This is a genomic window from Streptomyces sp. AC558_RSS880, from assembly GCF_019049255.1.
In the GTDB taxonomy this organism is placed as follows: domain Bacteria; phylum Actinomycetota; class Actinomycetes; order Streptomycetales; family Streptomycetaceae; genus Streptomyces.
The window spans coordinates 41,600-59,751 of sequence record NZ_JAGMUJ010000115.1 but is presented as its reverse complement, the minus strand read 5'-3'; the positions used below and the strand labels follow the sequence as shown (position 1 = coordinate 59,751).

The window sequence follows — 18,152 nt, the reverse complement described above, 5'->3', positions numbered from 1 at the left end:
AGGGGCCGCCACGGGGCTGTACGGCGTTCGACCGGTGCGTACCGGGGCCGTCAACCCGCCCGAACGGTGGGATAATTCGGGCAATCGGGCGATCTTGGCTCGGTGTGCGGACGCACCGGAGGGCCGCTGCCCCCGAGCGGCAGCGGCCCTCCGGCCCATGACGGGGCGCGGCTCAGAGCACGCGCACGGCACCCGACGCGGGGTAGCCGGAAAGGTCCTGGATGACGACGCCCTTGGCGGAGTTGGCGGCGTCCAGGTACTGACCGCCGCCGATGTAGACACCCACGTGGTACGCGGAACCCTTGCCGCCCCAGTAGAGGATGTCGCCGACCTGGATCTGGGACAGCGGGATGTCGGTGCCGGTCATCGACTGGTCCTGCGAGACGCGCGGCAGGTCGACGCCGACCTGCTTGAACGCGGCCTGGACCAGGCTGGAGCAGTCCCAGGCGTTGGGGCCCGAGGCGCCCATGACGTAGGCGTCGCCCACCTGCGCCTTGAGGAAGGCGATGACCGTCGCGACGCTGCCGCTGGCGGGCGCGGAGGCGGTCGTGGCGGTGGCGGCGGCGGTGGTGGTGAGGGTGGTGCGCTCGGCGTCGCGGGCGGCGCGCTCGGCGGCGGCCGTGCGGGCCGCCTCGGCGGCCTTCTTCTTCGCCTCGGCCTTCTTCTTGGCCACGGCGAGGTCGGCCTTGGCCTCCTTGGCGGCCTTCTCCGCGGCCGCGTCACGCTCGGCCTGCAGCTGGTAGTTCGCGGCGGCCTGCTGGGTGGCGTCCGCGGACTGGGCGACCTGAGCGGCCAGGTCCGCCGTCAGGGTGGGCAGCTCGAGGGTCTGCGTCACCGGCTCGGCAGCGTTCGCCGAACCCGACGCCCCGGCCACTGCCAGGGTGCTGAGGACGCCACCGGCAACGCCGGCCCGCATCGCGATCGCGGACGACGCGGTACGGCGGGGTTTCCGGTGGCTGCGTATGTGAGCGGTGTGGGACATGGGAACAACCGGTACCAGGCGCTGCTTCATATCTTCAAGAAACGTGTGCTGCGCCACAGTTGTTCAACCGGGGCTCCGAATCCCGGGCGTGTCGCTTTTTATTGACGCCCTAACGGACATTGCGGGCGCCCGTGATCGGCCCGTGATCACGTACTTTCATCGTTACGTCCGAATTGCCCCGCACTTACCACTGGTTGGACTGGTTGGCCAATCCCTCCTCTCATGCGCCTCTCATGAATGTGGCGGAGGTCACGGAACGATTGCCCGCGCCGTCGCGTCCGGGAGCTCCGGTCGCACTCCGGCCGGCCGCCGGGATCGATGCGGGGGTCGACGACTGGATCAATGACTGGATCAGCGACTGGATCAGCGACTGGATCAACGACTGGATCAACGACTCGATCAACGACTGGAGCGGTGGCGGGAGCGACGGCCGGGGCGACGGCGGGAGCGGCGGCCGGGGTGGCGGTCGGAGTGGTGGCCGGGGCGGTGGCCGGAGCGCGGCACCGGGACTTCGTGAACGCGTGCACACGTCCACATCCCGTTCCCGACCCCCTCTGACGTGTGAACGCTCCTCTATCAAGAGATCGGGTCCAGCACCAATTTGCATGCGCGGGAAGCTTCTTGATATGGAGACGGCCTCCTTGAGCTGCACTGACGAGGCAAAATGTCACGTTTGGTGATCGCGTGGATGCTTGGCGTGTGAAGGTCACCGCTCATCCGACTTCATGATCGTTCGTCAGGTGGTGGAGATCACAAAGCTTGTGCAATACCCCGTGTCGCAGATCACAGACCCACGGGCATAAGATGCGGAGCGGTTGGGCTTGTGACCTGCTTCACATGTTCTCGATCTTCGCCGGGGCGGGCGTGGTTCGTGGGGCTGTTGAGGCCGGATCGGCCCGACGCACAACCGCCACAGTCAGTGCCGACTGAGAGGAGCGAGGAGCGGTGAACGCGTATGCGCCCATCCTCGTACTGGGAGCCCTCGGGGCAGGCTTTGCGATCTTCTCCGTGGTCATGGCCACGCTGATCGGTCCGAAGCGGTACAACCGCGCCAAGCTCGAGGCCTACGAGTGCGGTATCGAACCGACCCCCACGCCGGCCGGCGGCGGGCGCTTCCCCATCAAGTACTACCTGACGGCGATGCTCTTCATCATTTTCGATATCGAGATCGTCTTCCTCTACCCCTGGGCCGTCACCTTCGACGCCCTGGGGATTTTCGGGCTCGTGGAGATGCTGCTCTTCGTGCTCACCGTCTTCGTCGCGTACGCGTACGTATGGCGGCGCGGCGGCCTGGAATGGGACTGAGGGGCCTTTAGCCATGGGACTCGAAGAAAAGCTGCCGAGCGGATTCCTGCTGACCACCGTCGAGCAGGCCGCGGGCTGGGTGCGCAAGTCGTCCGTCTTCCCCGCCACGTTCGGCCTCGCCTGCTGTGCCATCGAGATGATGACCACCGGCGCCGGCCGCTACGACCTGGCGCGCTTCGGCATGGAGGTCTTCCGCGGCTCACCGCGGCAGGCGGACCTCATGATCGTCGCCGGGCGGGTCAGCCAGAAGATGGCGCCGGTGCTGCGGCAGGTCTACGACCAGATGCCGAACCCCAAGTGGGTGATCTCCATGGGGGTCTGCGCCTCCTCGGGCGGCATGTTCAACAACTACGCGATCGTGCAGGGCGTCGACCACATCGTCCCGGTCGACATCTACCTCCCCGGCTGCCCGCCCCGCCCCGAGATGCTGATGGACGCCATCCTCAAGCTCCACCAGAAGATCCAGAGCTCCAAGCTCGGCGTGAACGCCGAGGAGGCGGCCCGCGAGGCGGAGGAGGCGGCGCTCAAGGCCCTGCCCACGATCGAGATGAAGGGGCTGCTGCGATGAGTGACGCGAACGGCGTGAACGGGTCGAACGGGGTCAACCCCGAGAAGGACCTGTCCGCCGAGAACCTCCCCGGCCAGCGAGGCCAGGGCGGCGAGGAGATCCGCGTCCAGCGCGGCATGTTCGGCGCCAACAACGGCGGCGACACCTCCGGCTACGGCGGACTGGTCCGCTCGGTCCGGCTCCCGGGACCGGCGTCCCGCCCCTACGGCGGATGGTTCGACGAGGTCGCCGACGAGCTGGAGGGAGCCCTGGAGGAGCAGGACCTGCTCCCGGAGAACGCCATCGAGAAGACGGTCGTCGACCGCGGCGAACTCACCTTCCACATCGAGCGCGAGCACCTGGTCCGGGTCGCCCGCACCCTGCGCGACGACCCCGCCCTGCGCTTCGAGCTGTGCACCGGAGTCAGCGGCGTGCACTACCCGAACGACAAGGGCCGCGAGCTGCACGCCGTCTACCACCTGCGCTCGATCACCCACAACCGGCTGATCCGCCTGGAAGTCAGCGCCCCCGACAGCGACCCGCACATCCCGTCGCTGTTCTCGGTCTATCCGACGAACGACTGGCACGAGCGCGAGACGTACGACTTCTTCGGCATCGTCTTCGACGGTCACCCGGCCCTGACGCGGATCATGATGCCGGACGACTGGCCGGGCCATCCGCAGCGCAAGGACTATCCCCTCGGCGGCATCCCCGTCGAGTACAAGGGCGCCCAGATCCCGGCTCCGGACCAGCGGAGGTCGTACTCATGAGCACTCCCAACCCGTCGCCCGGCCACCACCCCTCATCGAGTCCCTTCGGGACCACCTCTTCGATGGCCTCCCCTAGGGAGACCACCGAAGGCACCGTATACACGGTCACCGGCGGAGACTGGGACGAGGTCGTCGAGACCGCGGCCCGCGCCGACGACGAGCGCATCGTCGTCAACATGGGTCCGCAGCACCCGTCCACCCACGGAGTGCTCCGCCTGATCCTGGAGATCGACGGCGAGACGGTCACCGAGGCCCGCTGCGGCATCGGCTACCTCCACACCGGCATCGAGAAGAACCTCGAGTACCGCACGTGGACCCAGGGCACCACGTTCGTGACGCGCATGGACTACCTGACGTCGTTCTACAACGAGACGGCGTACTGTCTCGCGGTCGAGAAGCTCCTCGGCATCGAGGACCAGGTGCCCGACCGGGCCTCGGTCATCAGGGTGCTCCTGATGGAGCTGAACCGGCTCTCCTCCCACCTGGTGGCCATCGCCACCGGCGGCATGGAGCTCGGCGCCACCACGATCATGATCTACGGATTCCGTGATCGTGAACTCATTCTCGACATCTACGAGCTCATCACCGGCCTGCGGATGAACCACGCGTACATCCGCCCCGGCGGACTCGCCCAGGACCTGCCGCCCGGCGCGGTGGACCAGATCCGCGAGTTCGTGAAGAAGATGCGGAAGAACCTCCCGGAGTACGACAAGCTCGCCACCGGGAACCCCATCTTCAAGGCCCGCATGCAGAACGTCGGCTACCTCGACCTGGCCGGCTGCATGGCCCTGGGCGCCACCGGCCCGATCCTGCGCTCCACCGGCCTCCCGCACGACCTGCGCAAGACACAGCCGTACTGCGGATACGAGACCTACGACTTCGAGATCCCGACCGCCGACACCTGCGACGCCTACGGCCGCTTCCTGATCCGGCTGGAGGAGATGCGCCAGTCGCTGCGCATCGTCGAGCAGTGCCTGGACCGGCTCCAGCCCGGACCGGTCATGGTCGCCGACAAGAAGATCGCCTGGCCCGCCCAGCTCGCCCTGGGACCGGACGGACTGGGCAACTCCCTCGACCACATCAAGAAGATCATGGGCACCTCCATGGAGGCCCTGATCCACCACTTCAAGCTGGTCACCGAGGGCTTCCGCGTCCCGCCCGGGCAGACGTACGTGGCGGTCGAGTCACCCAAGGGCGAGCTCGGGGTGCACGTCGTCTCCGACGGCGGCACCCGCCCCCACCGGGTCCACTTCCGCGACCCGTCCTTCACCAACCTGCAGGCCATGGCGGCGATGTGCGAGGGCGGCCAGGTCGCCGACGTCATCGTCGCCGTCGCGTCCATCGACCCCGTGATGGGAGGCGTCGACCGGTGACCACCTCTTCTTCGGAGCGGTCCGAGCGGGGCGTCAGCCTGGGCATGCCCGAACTGCCCGCGCCCGCTTACCCGGACGACGTCCGGGCCCGGCTGGAGGCCGACGCGCGCGAGGTCATCGCCCGCTACCCGGACTCCCGGTCCGCCCTCCTTCCCCTGCTGCACCTGGTGCAGTCGGAGGAGGGCCACGTCACGCGCACCGGGATGCGGTTCTGCGCGGACGTGCTCGGCCTCACCACGGCCGAGGTGACCGCGGTCGCCACCTTCTACACCATGTACCGGCGCAAGCCGAGCGGTGACTACCAGGTCGGGGTGTGCACCAACACCCTGTGCGCCGTCATGGGCGGCGACGCGATCTTCGAGGAGCTCCAGGAGCACCTGGGCGTCGGCAACGGTGAGACCACCGGCGACGGCAAGGTCACCCTGGAGCACATCGAGTGCAACGCGGCCTGCGACTTCGCGCCCGTGGTGATGGTGAACTGGGAGTTCTTCGACAACCAGACCCCCGAGAGCGCCAAGCGCATGGTCGACGACCTGCGCGCCGGCCGCCCGGTCGCGCCCACCCGCGGGGCGCCCCTGTGCACGTTCAAGGAGACCGCCCGCATCCTGGCCGGCTTCCCCGACGCGCGCGAGGGAGCGGTCGAGGCCACCGGGAGCGCGGGCCCCGCCTCCCTGATCGGTCTGAAGCTGGCCAAGGGGGAGGCCGCACCCGCGCGTGTGGTGCACCCGCGCGGCGGGGCGCCCCTGGACACCCCGCCGCACGAGCCGTCACCGACGGAGCACCTCAGCTCGCACGACGCGCCGCAGGACACATCGGCCTCCGACCCAGCCCACCCGGCGGGTCCCGTCGCCGAGGAGGGGGAGTGATGACCTTGGCACCCGAACTCAAGGACATGAGCCCGGAGAAGCTGCTCGCACCCGTGCTGTCGGCCTTCTGGGACGAGGACGAGTCCTGGACGCTGGACGTCTACAAGAGGCACGAGGGGTACGAGGGGCTTCGCAAGGCGCTCGCCATGTCGCCGGACGACGTCATCGCGTACGTCAAGGAGTCCGGTCTGCGCGGGCGCGGCGGCGCCGGCTTCCCGACGGGAATGAAGTGGCAGTTCATTCCCCAGGGGGACGGAAAACCCCACTATCTAGTTGTCAACGCCGACGAGTCGGAGCCCGGAACGTGCAAGGACATTCCGCTCCTCTTCGCGAACCCGCACAGCCTCATCGAGGGCATCGTCATCGCCTGCTATGCCATCAGGTCGTCTCATGCCTTCATCTATCTGCGTGGTGAAGTCGTCCCCGTTCTGCGGCGGTTGCACGAGGCCGTGCGCGAGGCCTACGCGGCCGGCTTCCTCGGCGAGGACATCCTGGGCAGTGGACTCGACCTCGAACTCACCGTGCACGCGGGCGCGGGCGCGTACATCTGCGGTGAGGAGACCGCACTGCTCGACTCGCTCGAAGGCCGCCGGGGTCAACCGCGGCTCCGTCCCCCCTTTCCTGCCGTCGCGGGCCTCTACGCGTGCCCGACTGTGGTGAATAACGTCGAGTCGATCGCGTCGGTTCCCGCCATCATGAACCGGGGCAAGGAATGGTTCCGCTCGATGGGAAGCGAGAAGTCACCCGGCTTCACGCTCTATTCCCTCAGCGGCCACGTCGCCAACCCCGGACAGTACGAGGCGCCCCTCGGCATCACGCTGCGCCAGCTGCTGGAGATGAGCGGCGGGATGCGGCCGGGCCACCGGCTGAAGTTCTGGACGCCGGGCGGCTCCTCGACGCCGATGTTCACCGACGAGCACCTCGACGTCCCTCTTGATTACGAAGGAGTGGGCGCCGCGGGTTCCATGCTCGGCACGAAGGCCCTGCAGTGCTTCGACGAGACGACCTGTGTGGTCCGCGCCGTCACCCGCTGGACCGAGTTCTACGCCCACGAGTCCTGCGGCAAGTGCACGCCCTGCCGCGAGGGGACGTACTGGCTGGTCCAGCTGATGCGGGACATCGAGGCCGGCAAGGGGCGGATGGCCGACCTCGACAAGCTGAACGACATCGCCGACAACATCAACGGCAAGTCCTTCTGCGCCCTCGGCGACGGCGCCGCCTCGCCGATCTTCTCCTCGCTCAAGTACTTCCGCGAGGAGTACGAGCAGCACATCACGGGCCGGGGCTGCCCCTTCGACCCGGCCAGGTCGACGGCCTGGGCCGACCACCGTACGGAGGTGAACGCATGACTGTGACCACCAGCGCTCCCTCCGGAGGCGGAGAGGCGGCGGTCCCGCCCGAGGACCTCGTGACGCTGACCATCGACGGCGCCGAGATCAGCGTGCCCAAGGGCACCCTGGTCATCCGGGCCGCCGAGCAGCTCGGCATCGAGATCCCCCGGTTCTGCGACCACCCGCTCCTCGACCCGGCGGGCGCCTGCCGCCAGTGCATCGTCGAGGTCGAGGGCCAGCGCAAGCCCATGGCGTCCTGCACCATCACCTGCACCGACGGGATGGTGGTGAAGACCCAGCTCTCCTCGCCGGTCGCGGAGAAGGCCCAGAAGGGTGTGATGGAGCTGCTGCTCATCAACCACCCGCTGGACTGCCCGGTCTGCGACAAGGGCGGCGAGTGCCCGCTGCAGAACCAGGCGATGTCGCACGGCAACGCCGAGTCCCGCTTCGAGGGCAGGAAGCGCACCTACGAGAAGCCCGTCCCGATCTCCACGCAGGTGCTGCTCGACCGTGAGCGGTGCGTGCTGTGCGCCCGCTGCACCCGGTTCTCCAACCAGGTCGCGGGCGACCCGATGATCGAGCTGATCGAGCGGGGCGCGCTCCAGCAGGTCGGCACCGGCGAGGGCGACCCCTTCGAGTCGTACTTCTCCGGCAACACCATCCAGATCTGCCCGGTCGGCGCGCTCACCTCGGCGGCGTACCGGTTCCGCTCCCGCCCCTTCGACCTGATCTCGTCGCCGTCGGTGTGCGAGCACTGCTCCGGCGGCTGCGCCACCCGCACCGACCACCGGCGCGGCAAGGTCATGCGGCGGCTCGCCGCGCACGACCCCGAGGTCAACGAGGAGTGGATCTGCGACAAGGGACGCTTCGCGTTCCGGTACGCGCAGCTGCGGGACCGCCTCGACACGCCGCTGGTGCGCAACCCGGAGGGCGAGCTGGAGCCGGCGTCCTGGCCGGACGCGCTGCAGATCGCGGCGCAGGGCCTGCTGGCCTCGCGCGGTCGCACCGGTGTCCTGACCGGCGGCCGGCTCACCGTCGAGGACGCCTACGCGTACAGCAAGTTCGCGCGGGTGGCGCTCGCCACCAACGACATCGACTTCCGCGCGCGCGTGCACAGCGCCGAGGAGGCCGACTTCCTCGCCGCGCGGGTCGCGGGGCGGGGCCGCGACCTCGACCGTACGGGGGTCACGTACACCTCGCTGGAGAAGGCGCCCGCGGTCCTGCTGGTCGGGTTCGAGTCCGAGGAGGAGGCGCCCGGCGTCTTCCTGCGGCTGCGCAAGGCCTGGCGGAAGCACGGACAGAAGACCTTCGCCCTGGCCACGTACGCCACGCGCGGGCTCGAGAAGGCCGGCGGCACGCTGCTGCCGGCGGCTCCCGGGACCGAGACCGAGTGGCTGGACGCCCTGTCGAGCGGCGTCGGCCTGGAGGGCGACGGGGCCAAGGCCGCCGAGGCGATGCGGGGCGAGGGCGCGGTCATCGCCGTCGGCGAACGGCTGGCGGCCGTACGGGGCGGCCTGACCGCGGCCGTCCGGTTCGCCGCCGCCACCGGCGCGCGGCTGGTGTGGATTCCGCGCCGGGCCGGGGAGCGCGGCGCCGTGGAGGCGGGCGCGCTGCCGGCGCTGCTGCCCGGCGGCCGCCCGTCGACCGACCCGCGCGCACGTGAGGAGGTCGCCGCCCTGTGGGGTGTGGCGGAACTGCCCCACCGCTACGGCCGCGACACCGGACAGATCGTCGAGGCGGCGGCACGCGGTGAGCTCCAGGCGCTGCTGGTCGCGGGCGTGGAGGTCGCCGACCTGCCCGACCCGGCACGCGCGCGTGCCGCGCTCGCCGAGGCCGGGTTCGTGGTGTCGCTGGAGCTGCGGCCCAGCGAGGTCACCGCACTCGCCGACGTCGTCCTGCCCGTCGCCGCGGTCGCGGAGAAGGCCGGCACCTTCCTCAACTGGGAAGGCAGGGTCCGCATGTTCGAGGCGGCACTCAAGCCCGACCAGATGACCCGGCGGCTCGCGCCCACCGACGCGCGCGTGCTGCAGATGCTGGCCGACGCCATGGACGTCCACCTGGGACTGCCGGACCTGCGCACGATCCGCGCGGAGCTCGACCGGCTCGGCACCTGGGACGGCCCCCGGGCCACCGACCCGCTGGAGACCGCGGGCGCGCTGCCCCGGCCGGCCGCCGGGGAGGCGGTGCTCGCCGGGCACCGGCTGCTGCTCGACGAGGGCGTCCTGCAGCGGGGCGACGAGGCGCTCGCCGGCACCCGGCACGCCGCCCGCGCGCGCGTGTCGGCCGCCACGGCCGCCGAGGCCGGCGTCAAGGACGGCGACCTGCTCGCGGTGACCGGCACCGAGGGAACGGTCGAGCTGCCCCTGGCCGTCACCGAGATGCCCGACCGCGTGGTGTGGCTCCCGCTGAACTCCGTCGGCGGCGGCGTCGCCTCCGGCACCGGGGCCCTGCCCGGCTCACTCGTCCGTATCGGCCCGGCGACCCTCGCCGACGAGGCCCCCGAGGAGGTGGAGGCATGAGCCCGTACCTCGCCGCTGAAGACCTCTCGATGTTCGGCCGCGATCCCTGGTGGCTGATCGCCCTCAAGGCGGTGTTCTGCTTCGCCTTCCTGATGGTGACCGTGCTGATCTCCATCGTCATGGAGCGCAAGGTCGTCGCCTGGATGCAGCTGCGCATCGGCCCCAACCGGCACGGCCCCTGGGGCATGCTCCAGTCGCTCGCCGACGGCGTGAAGCTGATGCTCAAGGAAGACGTCGTCGTCAAACGCGCGGACAAGGCCGTCTACATCCTCGCGCCGATCGTCGCGGCCGTCCCGGCCTTCATGGCGTTCGCGGTGATCCCCTTCGGCCCGGCCGGAAACGAGATCTCGGTCTTCGGCCAGCGCACCACCATGCAGCTGACCGACCTGCCGATCGCGATGCTGTACATCCTCGCGGTCGCCTCGGTCGGCATCTACGGCATCGTCCTGGCGGGCTGGAGCTCCGGCTCCACCTATCCGCTCCTCGGCGGCCTGCGCTCCTGCGCGCAGATGATCTCGTACGAGATCGCCATGGGCGCGGCGTTCGCCTCCGTGTTCCTGTACTCGGGGTCGATGTCGACGTCGACGATCGTCGAGGCGCAGACCGACCGCTGGTACGTCCTGCTGCTGCCGGTCTCCTTCCTCATCTACATCGTGACGATGGTCGGCGAGACCAACCGCGCCCCCTTCGACATGCCGGAGTCCGAGGGCGACCTGGTCGGCGGCTTCAACACCGAGTACTCGTCCATCAAGTTCGCGATGTTCATGCTCGCCGAGTACATCAACATGGTGACCGTCTCGGCCGTCGCCGTGACCCTCTTCCTGGGCGGCTGGCGGGCCCCGTGGCCCATCAGCACGTTCTGGGAGGGCGCGAACCACGGCTGGTGGCCGATGCTCTGGTTCACCGGCAAGCTGCTGACCCTGCTGTTCGGCTTCGTCTGGCTGCGCGGCACGCTCCCGCGCGTGCGCTACGACCAGCTGATGAAGCTCGGCTGGAAGGTCCTCATCCCGGTCTCCCTGGTGTGGCTGATGCTCGTCGCCACCGTGCGGGCGCTGCGGAACGAGAACTACGACTTCGCCGACATCGCCCTCTACATCGGCGGTGCCGTCCTCGCCCTCCTGCTGCTGTCCTTCGTCGCCGACCTGTTCCGCGGCAAGGGGAAGGAGGAGGGGCGGCCCGTCGAGGGCCCGCCCGCCTTCGACCCCATGGGCGGCGGATTCCCCGTACCGCCGCTGCCGGGACAGGAGGTGCCGCCGGTGCCGCGACGCCGTTCGCGCCGGGAGCGGGAGCTGATTGTCAGTGGTGCCCCCGATACTCAGAGTGACGAATCTCTGGGCGGACCCACGGATGGAAAGGAGGCGTCCGATGGCTGAGGAGCCCAAGGAGACCGAGCCCGGTTTCCTGAACCCCGTGGCCGGCTTCGGCGTGACCTTCAAGGCCATGTTCAAGAAGCGGCTGACCGAGCAGTACCCGGAGCAGCGGAAGACCACCGCTCCGCGTTTCCACGGACGGCACCAGCTCAACCGCCATCCGGACGGCCTGGAGAAGTGCGTCGGCTGCGAGCTGTGCGCCTGGGCCTGTCCCGCCGACGCGATCTACGTCGAGGGCGCGGACAACACCGACGAGGAGCGCTACTCGCCCGGCGAGCGGTACGGCCGCGTCTACCAGATCAACTACGCCCGCTGCATCCTGTGCGGGCTGTGCATCGAGGCGTGCCCCACGCGCGCGCTGACGATGACCAACGAGTTCGAGCTGGCGGACTCCAGCCGCGCCAACCTCATCTACACCAAGGAGCAGCTGCTCGCCGGTCTGGAGGAGGGCATGGTCGACTCCCCGCACGCCATGTACCCGGGCACCGACGAACAGGACTACTACCGGGGCCTGGTGACCGAGGCCGCACCCGGTACGGAGCAGCAGACCGCCCACTCCAAGGGCGAGGTCGTGCAGGAGGCCGCCTCGACCTTCGGCCCGGAGGAACCGGCGTCGGAGAAGGTGATCGGGCGATGACCGGGCAGCTCGCCGCCGCGGCGACTCTCTCTGCCGGCACCTCCACCGGAGAGGCCTTCCAGTTCTGGGTCCTCGGCACGGTCGCCGTGATCGGCGCCCTGTGCACCGTCTTCATGAAGCGGGCCGTGCACAGCGCGCTCTGCCTCGCCGGCACCATGATCATCCTGGCGGTGTTCTACCTCGCCAACGGCGCCTACTTCCTGGGCGTCGTCCAGATCGTCGTCTACACCGGCGCGATCATGATGCTGTTCCTGTTCGTGGTGATGCTCGTCGGCGTCACCGCGGCGGACTCCCTGAAGGAGACCATCAAGGGCCAGCGCTGGCTGGCCCTGCTGTGCGGGCTCGGCTTCGGCATCCTGCTGGTCGGCGGGATCGGGAACGCCTCGCTCAGCGAGTTCAACGGCATCGGCGAGGCGAACGCGGGCGGCAACGTGGAGGGCCTCGCGGCCCTCCTCTTCACCAAGTACGTCTTCGCCTTCGAGATCACCGGCGCCCTGCTCATCACGGCCGCCGTCGGCGCCATGGTGCTCACCCACCGCGAGCGCACCGAGCGCGCCAAGACGCAGCGGGAGCTGGCCGAACAGCGCGTCCGCGAGGGCAAGTACCTGCCGCCGCTGCCGGCGCCGGGTGTGTACGCCCGGCACAACGCCGTGGACATCGCGGGCCTGCTGCCCGACGGCACCCCGTCGGACCTCACCGTCAGCAAGACGCTGCGGGAGCGCGGCCAGATCCGTGACGTGTCGCAGGAGGCGATCAACGACCTGCGGGCGATGGAGCAGCGCGCGGAGGAGCGTCTGGAGCGCCGCGCCATCGACGCGCCGACGTTCAAGCGGGCCGAGGAGGCGTCGAAGTGAACCCGGTCAACTACCTGTACCTGGCCGCGCTGCTGTTCACGATCGGCGCCACCGGCGTACTGATCAGGCGCAACGCGATCGTCGTGTTCATGTGCGTCGAGCTCATGCTCAACGCCTGCAACCTCGCGTTCGTCGCCTTCTCCCGGATGCACGGCAACCTCGACGGCCAGATCATCGCGTTCTTCACGATGGTCGTCGCCGCCGCGGAGGTCGTGGTCGGGCTGGCGATCATCGTGTCCCTGTTCCGTTCCCGCCACTCGGCCTCGGTCGACGACGCCAGCCTGATGAAGCTGTGAGGGGCTGCTGAATCGTGGAGAACCTGATTGCGCTGCTGGTGGCGGCGCCCCTGCTCGGAGCGGCGGTCCTGCTGTGCGGCGGACGCCGGCTGGACGCCGTCGGCCACTGGATCGGCACGCTGCTCGCGGCCGTCTCCTTCGTACTCGGCCTGGTGCTGTTCACCGACCTGCTGGGCAAGGGCGCCGAGGAACGCACCGTCACGCAGCACCTGTTCAGCTGGATCCCGGTGGAGGGCTTCCAGGCCGACGTCGCCTTCCGGCTCGACCAGCTGTCGATGACGTTCGTCCTGCTGATCACCGGCGTCGGCTCGCTGATCCACCTGTACTCCGTCGGGTACATGGAGCACGACGAGCGGCGCCGCCGCTTCTTCGGCTACCTGAACCTGTTCCTCGCGGCGATGCTGATCCTCGTCCTCGCCGACAACTACCTGCTGCTGTACGTCGGCTGGGAGGGCGTCGGTCTCGCCTCCTACCTGCTGATCGGCTTCTGGCAGCACAAGCCCAGCGCCGCCACGGCGGCGAAGAAGGCCTTCCTGGTCAACCGCGTCGGCGACATGGGTCTGTCGATCGCGATCATGCTGATGTTCCTGTGGTTCGGCACCTTCGCCTTCGAGCCGGTGCTCGGCACCCTCGAGGAGCCCGGGCTCGCCGGACAGGCCGGCGAGGGCAAGCTCACCGCGATCGCGCTGATGCTGCTGCTCGCCGCCTGCGGCAAGTCCGCCCAGGTGCCGCTGCAGTCCTGGCTCGGGGACGCGATGGAGGGCCCGACCCCCGTCTCGGCCCTGATCCACGCCGCGACCATGGTGACGGCGGGCGTGTACCTGATCGTCCGCTCCGCCGCCGTCTTCAACGGCGCCCCGGACGCGCAACTGGTCGTCACCATCGTCGGCGCGGTCACGCTGCTCTTCGGTGCGATCGTCGGTTGTGCGAAGGACGACATCAAGAAGGCGCTGGCCGGCTCGACCATGTCGCAGATCGGCTACATGGTGCTCGCCGCGGGCCTCGGCCCCATCGGCTACGTCTTCGCGATCATGCACCTGGTGACGCACGGCTTCTTCAAGGCCGGGCTGTTCCTCGGCGCGGGTTCGGTCATGCACGGCATGAACGACGAGGTCGACATGCGCCGCTACGGCGGCCTTCGCAAGTACATGCCGGTCACGTTCGTCACCTTCGGCCTCGGTTACCTCGCCATCATCGGCTTCCCGGGCCTGTCCGGCTTCTTCTCCAAGGACAAGATCATCGAGTCGGCGTTCGCCAAGGGCGGCACCGAGGGCTGGATCCTCGGCGCCTGCGCCCTGCTGGGCGCGGCCATCACCGCGTACTACATGACGCGCGTGATGCTGATGACGTTCTTCGGCGAGGAGCGGTGGCGCAACGCGCCGACGCCGTCCCCGGCCGAGCCGGACGTGGAGCCCGCCGCCGAGACGCGGGGCGCGTACGAGCCTCCGCACCCGCACGAGTCCCCGAAGGTCATGACGATCCCGATGATCGTGCTGGCCGTCGGGTCGGTCGCGGGCGGTGCCTTCTTCAGCATCGGCGACCGCTTCATGCACTGGCTGGAGCCCGTCACCGGCCACGACCACGGGCACGCGCCGATCAGCGCCCTGACGGTGACCGCCGCCACGGTGGCCGTGATGGTCATCGGTGTGGCGATCGCCTGGGCCCAGTACGGGCGCCGTCCGGTGCCGGCCGTCGCCCCGCGCGGGTCGCTGCTCACCAGGGCCGCCCGGCGCGACCTGCTCCAGGACGACTTCAACCACGTGGTCCTGGTCCGCGGCGGTGAGCACCTCACCCGCTCCCTGGTGTACGTCGACCACACCCTGGTCGACGGGGTCGTCAACGGCACGGCGGCCTCCATGGGCGGTCTGTCCGGGCGGATGCGCAGGCTGCAGAACGGCTTCGCGCGGTCCTACGCGGTCTCGATGTTCGGCGGCGCGGCGGTCCTGGTCGCCGCGACCCTGCTGATGAGGGCGGTCTGATACCGATGTCCTTTCCTCTGCTGACAGCGACGGCGGCGCTCCCGGCCATCGGGGCGATCGCCACGGCCGCCGTACCGGCCGCGAAGCGCACGGCCGCCAAGTGGCTGGCCCTGCTGTTCTCGCTCGCCACGCTCGTGCTGGCGATCGTCGTCCTGGTGCGGTTCGACCCGGACGGCGACCGCTACCAGCTCACCGAGTCCCACGCCTGGATCCCGGACTTCGGGGTGCGGTACGAGCTGGGCGTGGACGGCATCGCGGTGGCGCTGATCGCGCTGACCGCCCTGCTGATCCCGTTCATCGTCCTCGCGGGCTGGCACGACGCCGACCCGCTGGAGACGGGGAACAAGAGGTGGCGGCCGACGCAGGGCTTCTTCGCCCTGATCCTGGCCGTCGAGGCGATGGTGATCCTCTCCTTCGAGGCCACCGACGTCTTCCTCTTCTACATCTTCTTCGAAGCCATGCTGATCCCGCTGTACTTCCTCATCGGCGGCTTCGGGGACCGTGCCCACGAGCACGGCGAGGAGACGGCGGCGACGCAACGGTCGTACGCGGCGGTGAAGTTCCTCCTCTACAACCTGGCCGGCGGACTGATCATGCTGGCCGCGGTGATCGGGCTGTACGTGGTCGCCGGGAACTTCTCGCTCACCGAGATCGCCGAGGCCCGGGCCGACGGCTCGCTGGACATGGCGACCAGCACCGAGCGCTGGCTGTTCCTCGGCTTCTTCTTCGCCTTCGCGGTGAAGGCGCCGCTGTGGCCGCTGCACACCTGGCTGCCCAACGCCATGCAGGAGTCCACCGCCCCGGTGGCCGTGCTGATCACGGCGGTCGTCGACAAGGTGGGCACCTTCGCGATGCTCCGCTTCTGCCTCGGGCTGTTCCCGGAGGCCAGCAAGTGGGCGACGCCGGTGATCCTCGTCCTGGCGGTCGTCAGCATCATCTACGGCGCGCTGCTCGCGGTCGGCCAGCGCGACATCAAACGGCTGATCGCGTACGCGTCGATCTCGCACTTCGGCTTCATCATCATGGGCATCTTCGCGATGACCAGCCAGGGCCAGTCCGGGGCGACGCTCTACATGGTCAACCACGGCATCTCGACCGCCGTGCTGATGCTGATCGCCGGATTCCTGATCTCGCGGCGCGGCTCCCGGCTCATCGCCGACTACGGCGGAGTGCAGAAGGTCGCCCCGGTGCTCGCCGGCACCTTCCTGATCGGCGGGCTCGCGACCCTCTCCCTGCCGGGGCTCGCCCCCTTCGTCAGTGAGTTCCTGGTCCTGGTCGGCACGTTCACCCGCTACCCGGTGATCGGCATCATCGCCACCCTCGGCATCGTCCTCGCCGCGCTGTACACCCTCGTCCTGTACCAGCGGACGATGACCGGCCCGGTGAAGCCCGAGGTCGCCGCCATGCCCGACCTGCGGGTGCGGGAGATCGCGGTGGTGACGCCGCTGGTCGTGCTGCTGGTCTTCCTGGGCGTCTACCCGAAGCCCGTCACGGACGTCGTGAACCCGGCGGTGAAGCACACCATGTCCGACGTACAGAAGAAGGACCCCCGGCCCGAGGTGGAGGCGGCCAAGTGAGCGCAACAGCCGTCCACAGCCTGTGGACAACGGCGGCCGACCCGATCTCCAAGATCGACGCGCCGAAGATCGAATACGGGCAGCTCGCGCCCACCCTGATCGTCGTCGGCGCGGCGGTCGTCGGGGTGCTGGTCGAGGCGTTCGTACCGCGCAAGACCCGCTACTACGCACAGATGTTCGTCGCCGTGGTCGCGCTGGTCGCCGCGTTCGCCGCGGTCGTGGCGCTGGCCGCGGACGGCTACGGCACGACCAAGGCGGGCATCGCGGCGATGGGCGCCGTCGCCGTCGACGGACCGGCCCTGTTCCTGCAGGGCACGATCCTGCTGACGGCCCTGGTCGGCCTGTTCACCTTCGCCGAGCGCCGGCTCGACCCGGAGGCGCACGGCAACCGGGTCGACTCGTTCGCCGCGCAGGCCGCGTCCGTACCGGGCAGCGACAGCGAGAAGAAGGCGGTCAAGGCCGGGTTCACCACCACCGAGGTGTTCCCGCTGCTGCTCTTCGCGGTCGCCGGCATGCTGGTCTTCCCGGCGGCCAACGACCTGCTGACGCTGTTCGTGGCGCTCGAGGTCCTCTCCCTCCCGCTGTACCTGCTGTGCGCGCTGGCCCGCCGCAAGCGGCTGATGTCGCAGGAGGCGGCGGTCAAGTACTTCCTGCTCGGCGCGTTCGCCTCCGCGTTCACGCTGTTCGGCATCGCGCTGCTGTACGGCTACTCGGGCTCGATGTCGTACGCCACGATCGCGCAGGTCGTCGACGGCACGGTCCAGGACGTCACCCCGGCGCTCGCCGACACCATGGGCAACGACGCGCTGCTGCTGGTCGGCACCGCGCTGCTGGTCATGGGCCTGCTGTTCAAGGTCGGCGCCGTGCCCTTCCACATGTGGACGCCCGACGTGTACCAGGGCGCCCCCACGCCGGTGACGGGCTTCATGGCGGCGGCGACCAAGGTGGCGGCGTTCGGCGCGCTGCTGCGGATCCTGTACGTCGTGCTGCCGGGCCTGCGCTGGGACTGGCGGCCGGTCATGTGGGCCGTCGCCATCGTCACCATGCTGGCCGGTGCGATCGTGGCGATCACCCAGACCGACATCAAGCGGCTGCTGGCGTACTCGTCGATCGCGCACGCGGGCTTCATCCTCGCGGGTGTCATCGCGACCACGCCGTCGGGCATCTCGTCCGTCCTCTTCTACCTGGCGGCGTATTCGTTCGTGACGATCGGCGCGTTCGCGGTGGTCACGCTGGTCCGGGACGCCGGCGGCGAGGCGACGCACCTGTCGAAGTGGGCGGGTCTCGGCCGTCGCTCCCCGCTCGTGGCGGCGGTGTTCGCGGTGTTCCTGCTGGCCTTCGCGGGCATCCCGCTGACCTCCGGCTTCTCCGGGAAGTTCGCCGTGTTCAAGGCGGCGGCGGAGGGCGGGGCGGCCCCGCTGGTCGTGGTCGGTGTGATCTCGTCGGCCATCGCGGCGTTCTTCTACATCCGTGTGATCGTCCTGATGTTCTTCAGCGAGCCGAGCCCCGAGGGCCCGACCGTCGCGGTGCCGTCACCGCTGACGATGACGGCGATCGGGGTCGGCGTGGCCGTCACGGTGGTCCTGGGCGTCGCACCCCAGTACTTCCTGGAGCTGGCGGGGGACGCGGGGGTGTTCGTGCGCTGACGCGGCACTCACCGGCACGTCGGCGGCGGCCCGGCACCCTTCGGGGTGCCGGGCCGAAGTCGTCGGGGCGGACCTGTGGACAACTCCGGGGCTGTCGGTG

Annotated in this window: 15 protein-coding genes; 14 read left to right on the top strand and 1 reads right to left on the bottom strand. The window is 69.5% G+C overall.

From position 1 onward, the window contains the following. Positions 1-172: 172 nt before the first annotated feature. On the bottom strand, positions 173-1,012 hold the full coding sequence (locus tag KUM38_RS29105; RefSeq protein WP_217133580.1) for a C40 family peptidase: 840 nt from the start codon (positions 1,010-1,012) through the stop codon (positions 173-175). Positions 1,013-1,927: 915 nt separating this feature from the next. On the opposite strand from KUM38_RS29105, the gene KUM38_RS29100 reads away from it, so the two are divergent. From KUM38_RS29100 to nuoN, 14 genes are all read left to right on the top strand, one after another. Beyond that, positions 1,928-2,287: an NADH-quinone oxidoreductase subunit A gene (locus tag KUM38_RS29100; RefSeq protein ID WP_003974383.1), complete on the top strand. Its 360-nt coding sequence runs from the start codon at positions 1,928-1,930 to the stop codon at positions 2,285-2,287. A 13-nt stretch (positions 2,288-2,300) separates the two neighbouring features. Further along, positions 2,301-2,855 carry an NADH-quinone oxidoreductase subunit B family protein gene (locus KUM38_RS29095; RefSeq protein ID WP_018528252.1) on the top strand — a complete coding sequence of 185 codons (555 nt, stop codon included), beginning with the start codon at positions 2,301-2,303 and terminating at the stop codon, positions 2,853-2,855. After that, a complete protein-coding gene (locus KUM38_RS29090) occupies positions 2,852-3,604 on the top strand; it encodes an NADH-quinone oxidoreductase subunit C (protein ID WP_217133578.1) in 753 nt (250 codons plus the stop codon). Before KUM38_RS29095 ends, KUM38_RS29090 begins: the two co-directional genes overlap by 4 nt. Before the next feature lie 62 nt (positions 3,605-3,666). Beyond that, positions 3,667-4,977 carry an NADH-quinone oxidoreductase subunit D gene (locus KUM38_RS29085; RefSeq protein ID WP_254397929.1) on the top strand — a complete coding sequence of 437 codons (1,311 nt, stop codon included), beginning with the start codon at positions 3,667-3,669 and terminating at the stop codon, positions 4,975-4,977. Then, entirely contained in the window at positions 4,974-5,843 is an 870-nt protein-coding gene (gene nuoE, locus KUM38_RS29080; protein WP_217133574.1) for an NADH-quinone oxidoreductase subunit NuoE, read from the top strand. Before KUM38_RS29085 ends, nuoE begins: the two co-directional genes overlap by 4 nt. Next, positions 5,843-7,192, top strand: a complete 1,350-nt coding sequence (gene nuoF, locus KUM38_RS29075; RefSeq protein WP_254397928.1) for an NADH-quinone oxidoreductase subunit NuoF — start codon at positions 5,843-5,845, stop codon at positions 7,190-7,192. The genes nuoE and nuoF overlap by 1 nt, the downstream gene beginning before the upstream one ends. After that, positions 7,189-9,693: an NADH-quinone oxidoreductase subunit G gene (locus tag KUM38_RS29070; protein ID WP_217133570.1), complete on the top strand. Its 2,505-nt coding sequence runs from the start codon at positions 7,189-7,191 to the stop codon at positions 9,691-9,693. The genes nuoF and KUM38_RS29070 overlap by 4 nt, the downstream gene beginning before the upstream one ends. Beyond that, positions 9,690-11,066 carry an NADH-quinone oxidoreductase subunit NuoH gene (gene nuoH, locus KUM38_RS29065; RefSeq protein ID WP_217133568.1) on the top strand — a complete coding sequence of 459 codons (1,377 nt, stop codon included), beginning with the start codon at positions 9,690-9,692 and terminating at the stop codon, positions 11,064-11,066. Before KUM38_RS29070 ends, nuoH begins: the two co-directional genes overlap by 4 nt. Beyond that, positions 11,059-11,700 (top strand): NADH-quinone oxidoreductase subunit NuoI, encoded by a 642-nt coding sequence (gene nuoI, locus KUM38_RS29060; protein WP_217133566.1) that lies wholly within the window; start codon positions 11,059-11,061, stop codon positions 11,698-11,700. The genes nuoH and nuoI overlap by 8 nt, the downstream gene beginning before the upstream one ends. Then, on the top strand, positions 11,697-12,554 hold the full coding sequence (locus tag KUM38_RS29055; RefSeq protein WP_217133564.1) for an NADH-quinone oxidoreductase subunit J: 858 nt from the start codon (positions 11,697-11,699) through the stop codon (positions 12,552-12,554). The genes nuoI and KUM38_RS29055 overlap by 4 nt, the downstream gene beginning before the upstream one ends. Then, positions 12,551-12,850 (top strand): NADH-quinone oxidoreductase subunit NuoK, encoded by a 300-nt coding sequence (gene nuoK, locus KUM38_RS29050; RefSeq protein ID WP_004927567.1) that lies wholly within the window; start codon positions 12,551-12,553, stop codon positions 12,848-12,850. The genes KUM38_RS29055 and nuoK overlap by 4 nt, the downstream gene beginning before the upstream one ends. A 14-nt stretch (positions 12,851-12,864) precedes the next feature. Further along, positions 12,865-14,829, top strand: a complete 1,965-nt coding sequence (nuoL, locus tag KUM38_RS29045; RefSeq protein ID WP_217133562.1) for an NADH-quinone oxidoreductase subunit L — start codon at positions 12,865-12,867, stop codon at positions 14,827-14,829. A 5-nt stretch (positions 14,830-14,834) separates the two neighbouring features. Then, positions 14,835-16,406, top strand: coding sequence for an NADH-quinone oxidoreductase subunit M (locus KUM38_RS29040; RefSeq protein ID WP_217133560.1), 1,572 nt, complete (start codon positions 14,835-14,837; stop codon positions 16,404-16,406). Next, on the top strand, positions 16,403-18,052 hold the full coding sequence (gene nuoN, locus KUM38_RS29035) for an NADH-quinone oxidoreductase subunit NuoN (RefSeq protein WP_217133558.1): 1,650 nt from the start codon (positions 16,403-16,405) through the stop codon (positions 18,050-18,052). The genes KUM38_RS29040 and nuoN overlap by 4 nt, the downstream gene beginning before the upstream one ends. Positions 18,053-18,152 lie beyond the last annotated feature (100 nt).

Coding starts and splice junctions, on each gene's coding strand:
- KUM38_RS29055 (WP_217133564.1), top strand. CDS start 11,697: ATGACCGGGCAGCTCGCCGCCGCGGCGACTCTCTCTGCCGGCACCTCC.
- KUM38_RS29090 (WP_217133578.1), top strand. CDS start 2,852: ATGAGTGACGCGAACGGCGTGAACGGGTCGAACGGGGTCAACCCCGAG.
- KUM38_RS29070 (WP_217133570.1), top strand. CDS start 7,189: ATGACTGTGACCACCAGCGCTCCCTCCGGAGGCGGAGAGGCGGCGGTC.
- KUM38_RS29085 (WP_254397929.1), top strand. CDS start 3,667: ATGGCCTCCCCTAGGGAGACCACCGAAGGCACCGTATACACGGTCACC.
- KUM38_RS29095 (WP_018528252.1), top strand. CDS start 2,301: ATGGGACTCGAAGAAAAGCTGCCGAGCGGATTCCTGCTGACCACCGTC.
- nuoI (WP_217133566.1), top strand. CDS start 11,059: ATGGCTGAGGAGCCCAAGGAGACCGAGCCCGGTTTCCTGAACCCCGTG.
- KUM38_RS29105 (WP_217133580.1), bottom strand. CDS start 1,012: ATGAAGCAGCGCCTGGTACCGGTTGTTCCCATGTCCCACACCGCTCAC.
- nuoH (WP_217133568.1), top strand. CDS start 9,690: ATGAGCCCGTACCTCGCCGCTGAAGACCTCTCGATGTTCGGCCGCGAT.
- nuoF (WP_254397928.1), top strand. CDS start 5,843: ATGACCTTGGCACCCGAACTCAAGGACATGAGCCCGGAGAAGCTGCTC.
- KUM38_RS29040 (WP_217133560.1), top strand. CDS start 14,835: ATGTCCTTTCCTCTGCTGACAGCGACGGCGGCGCTCCCGGCCATCGGG.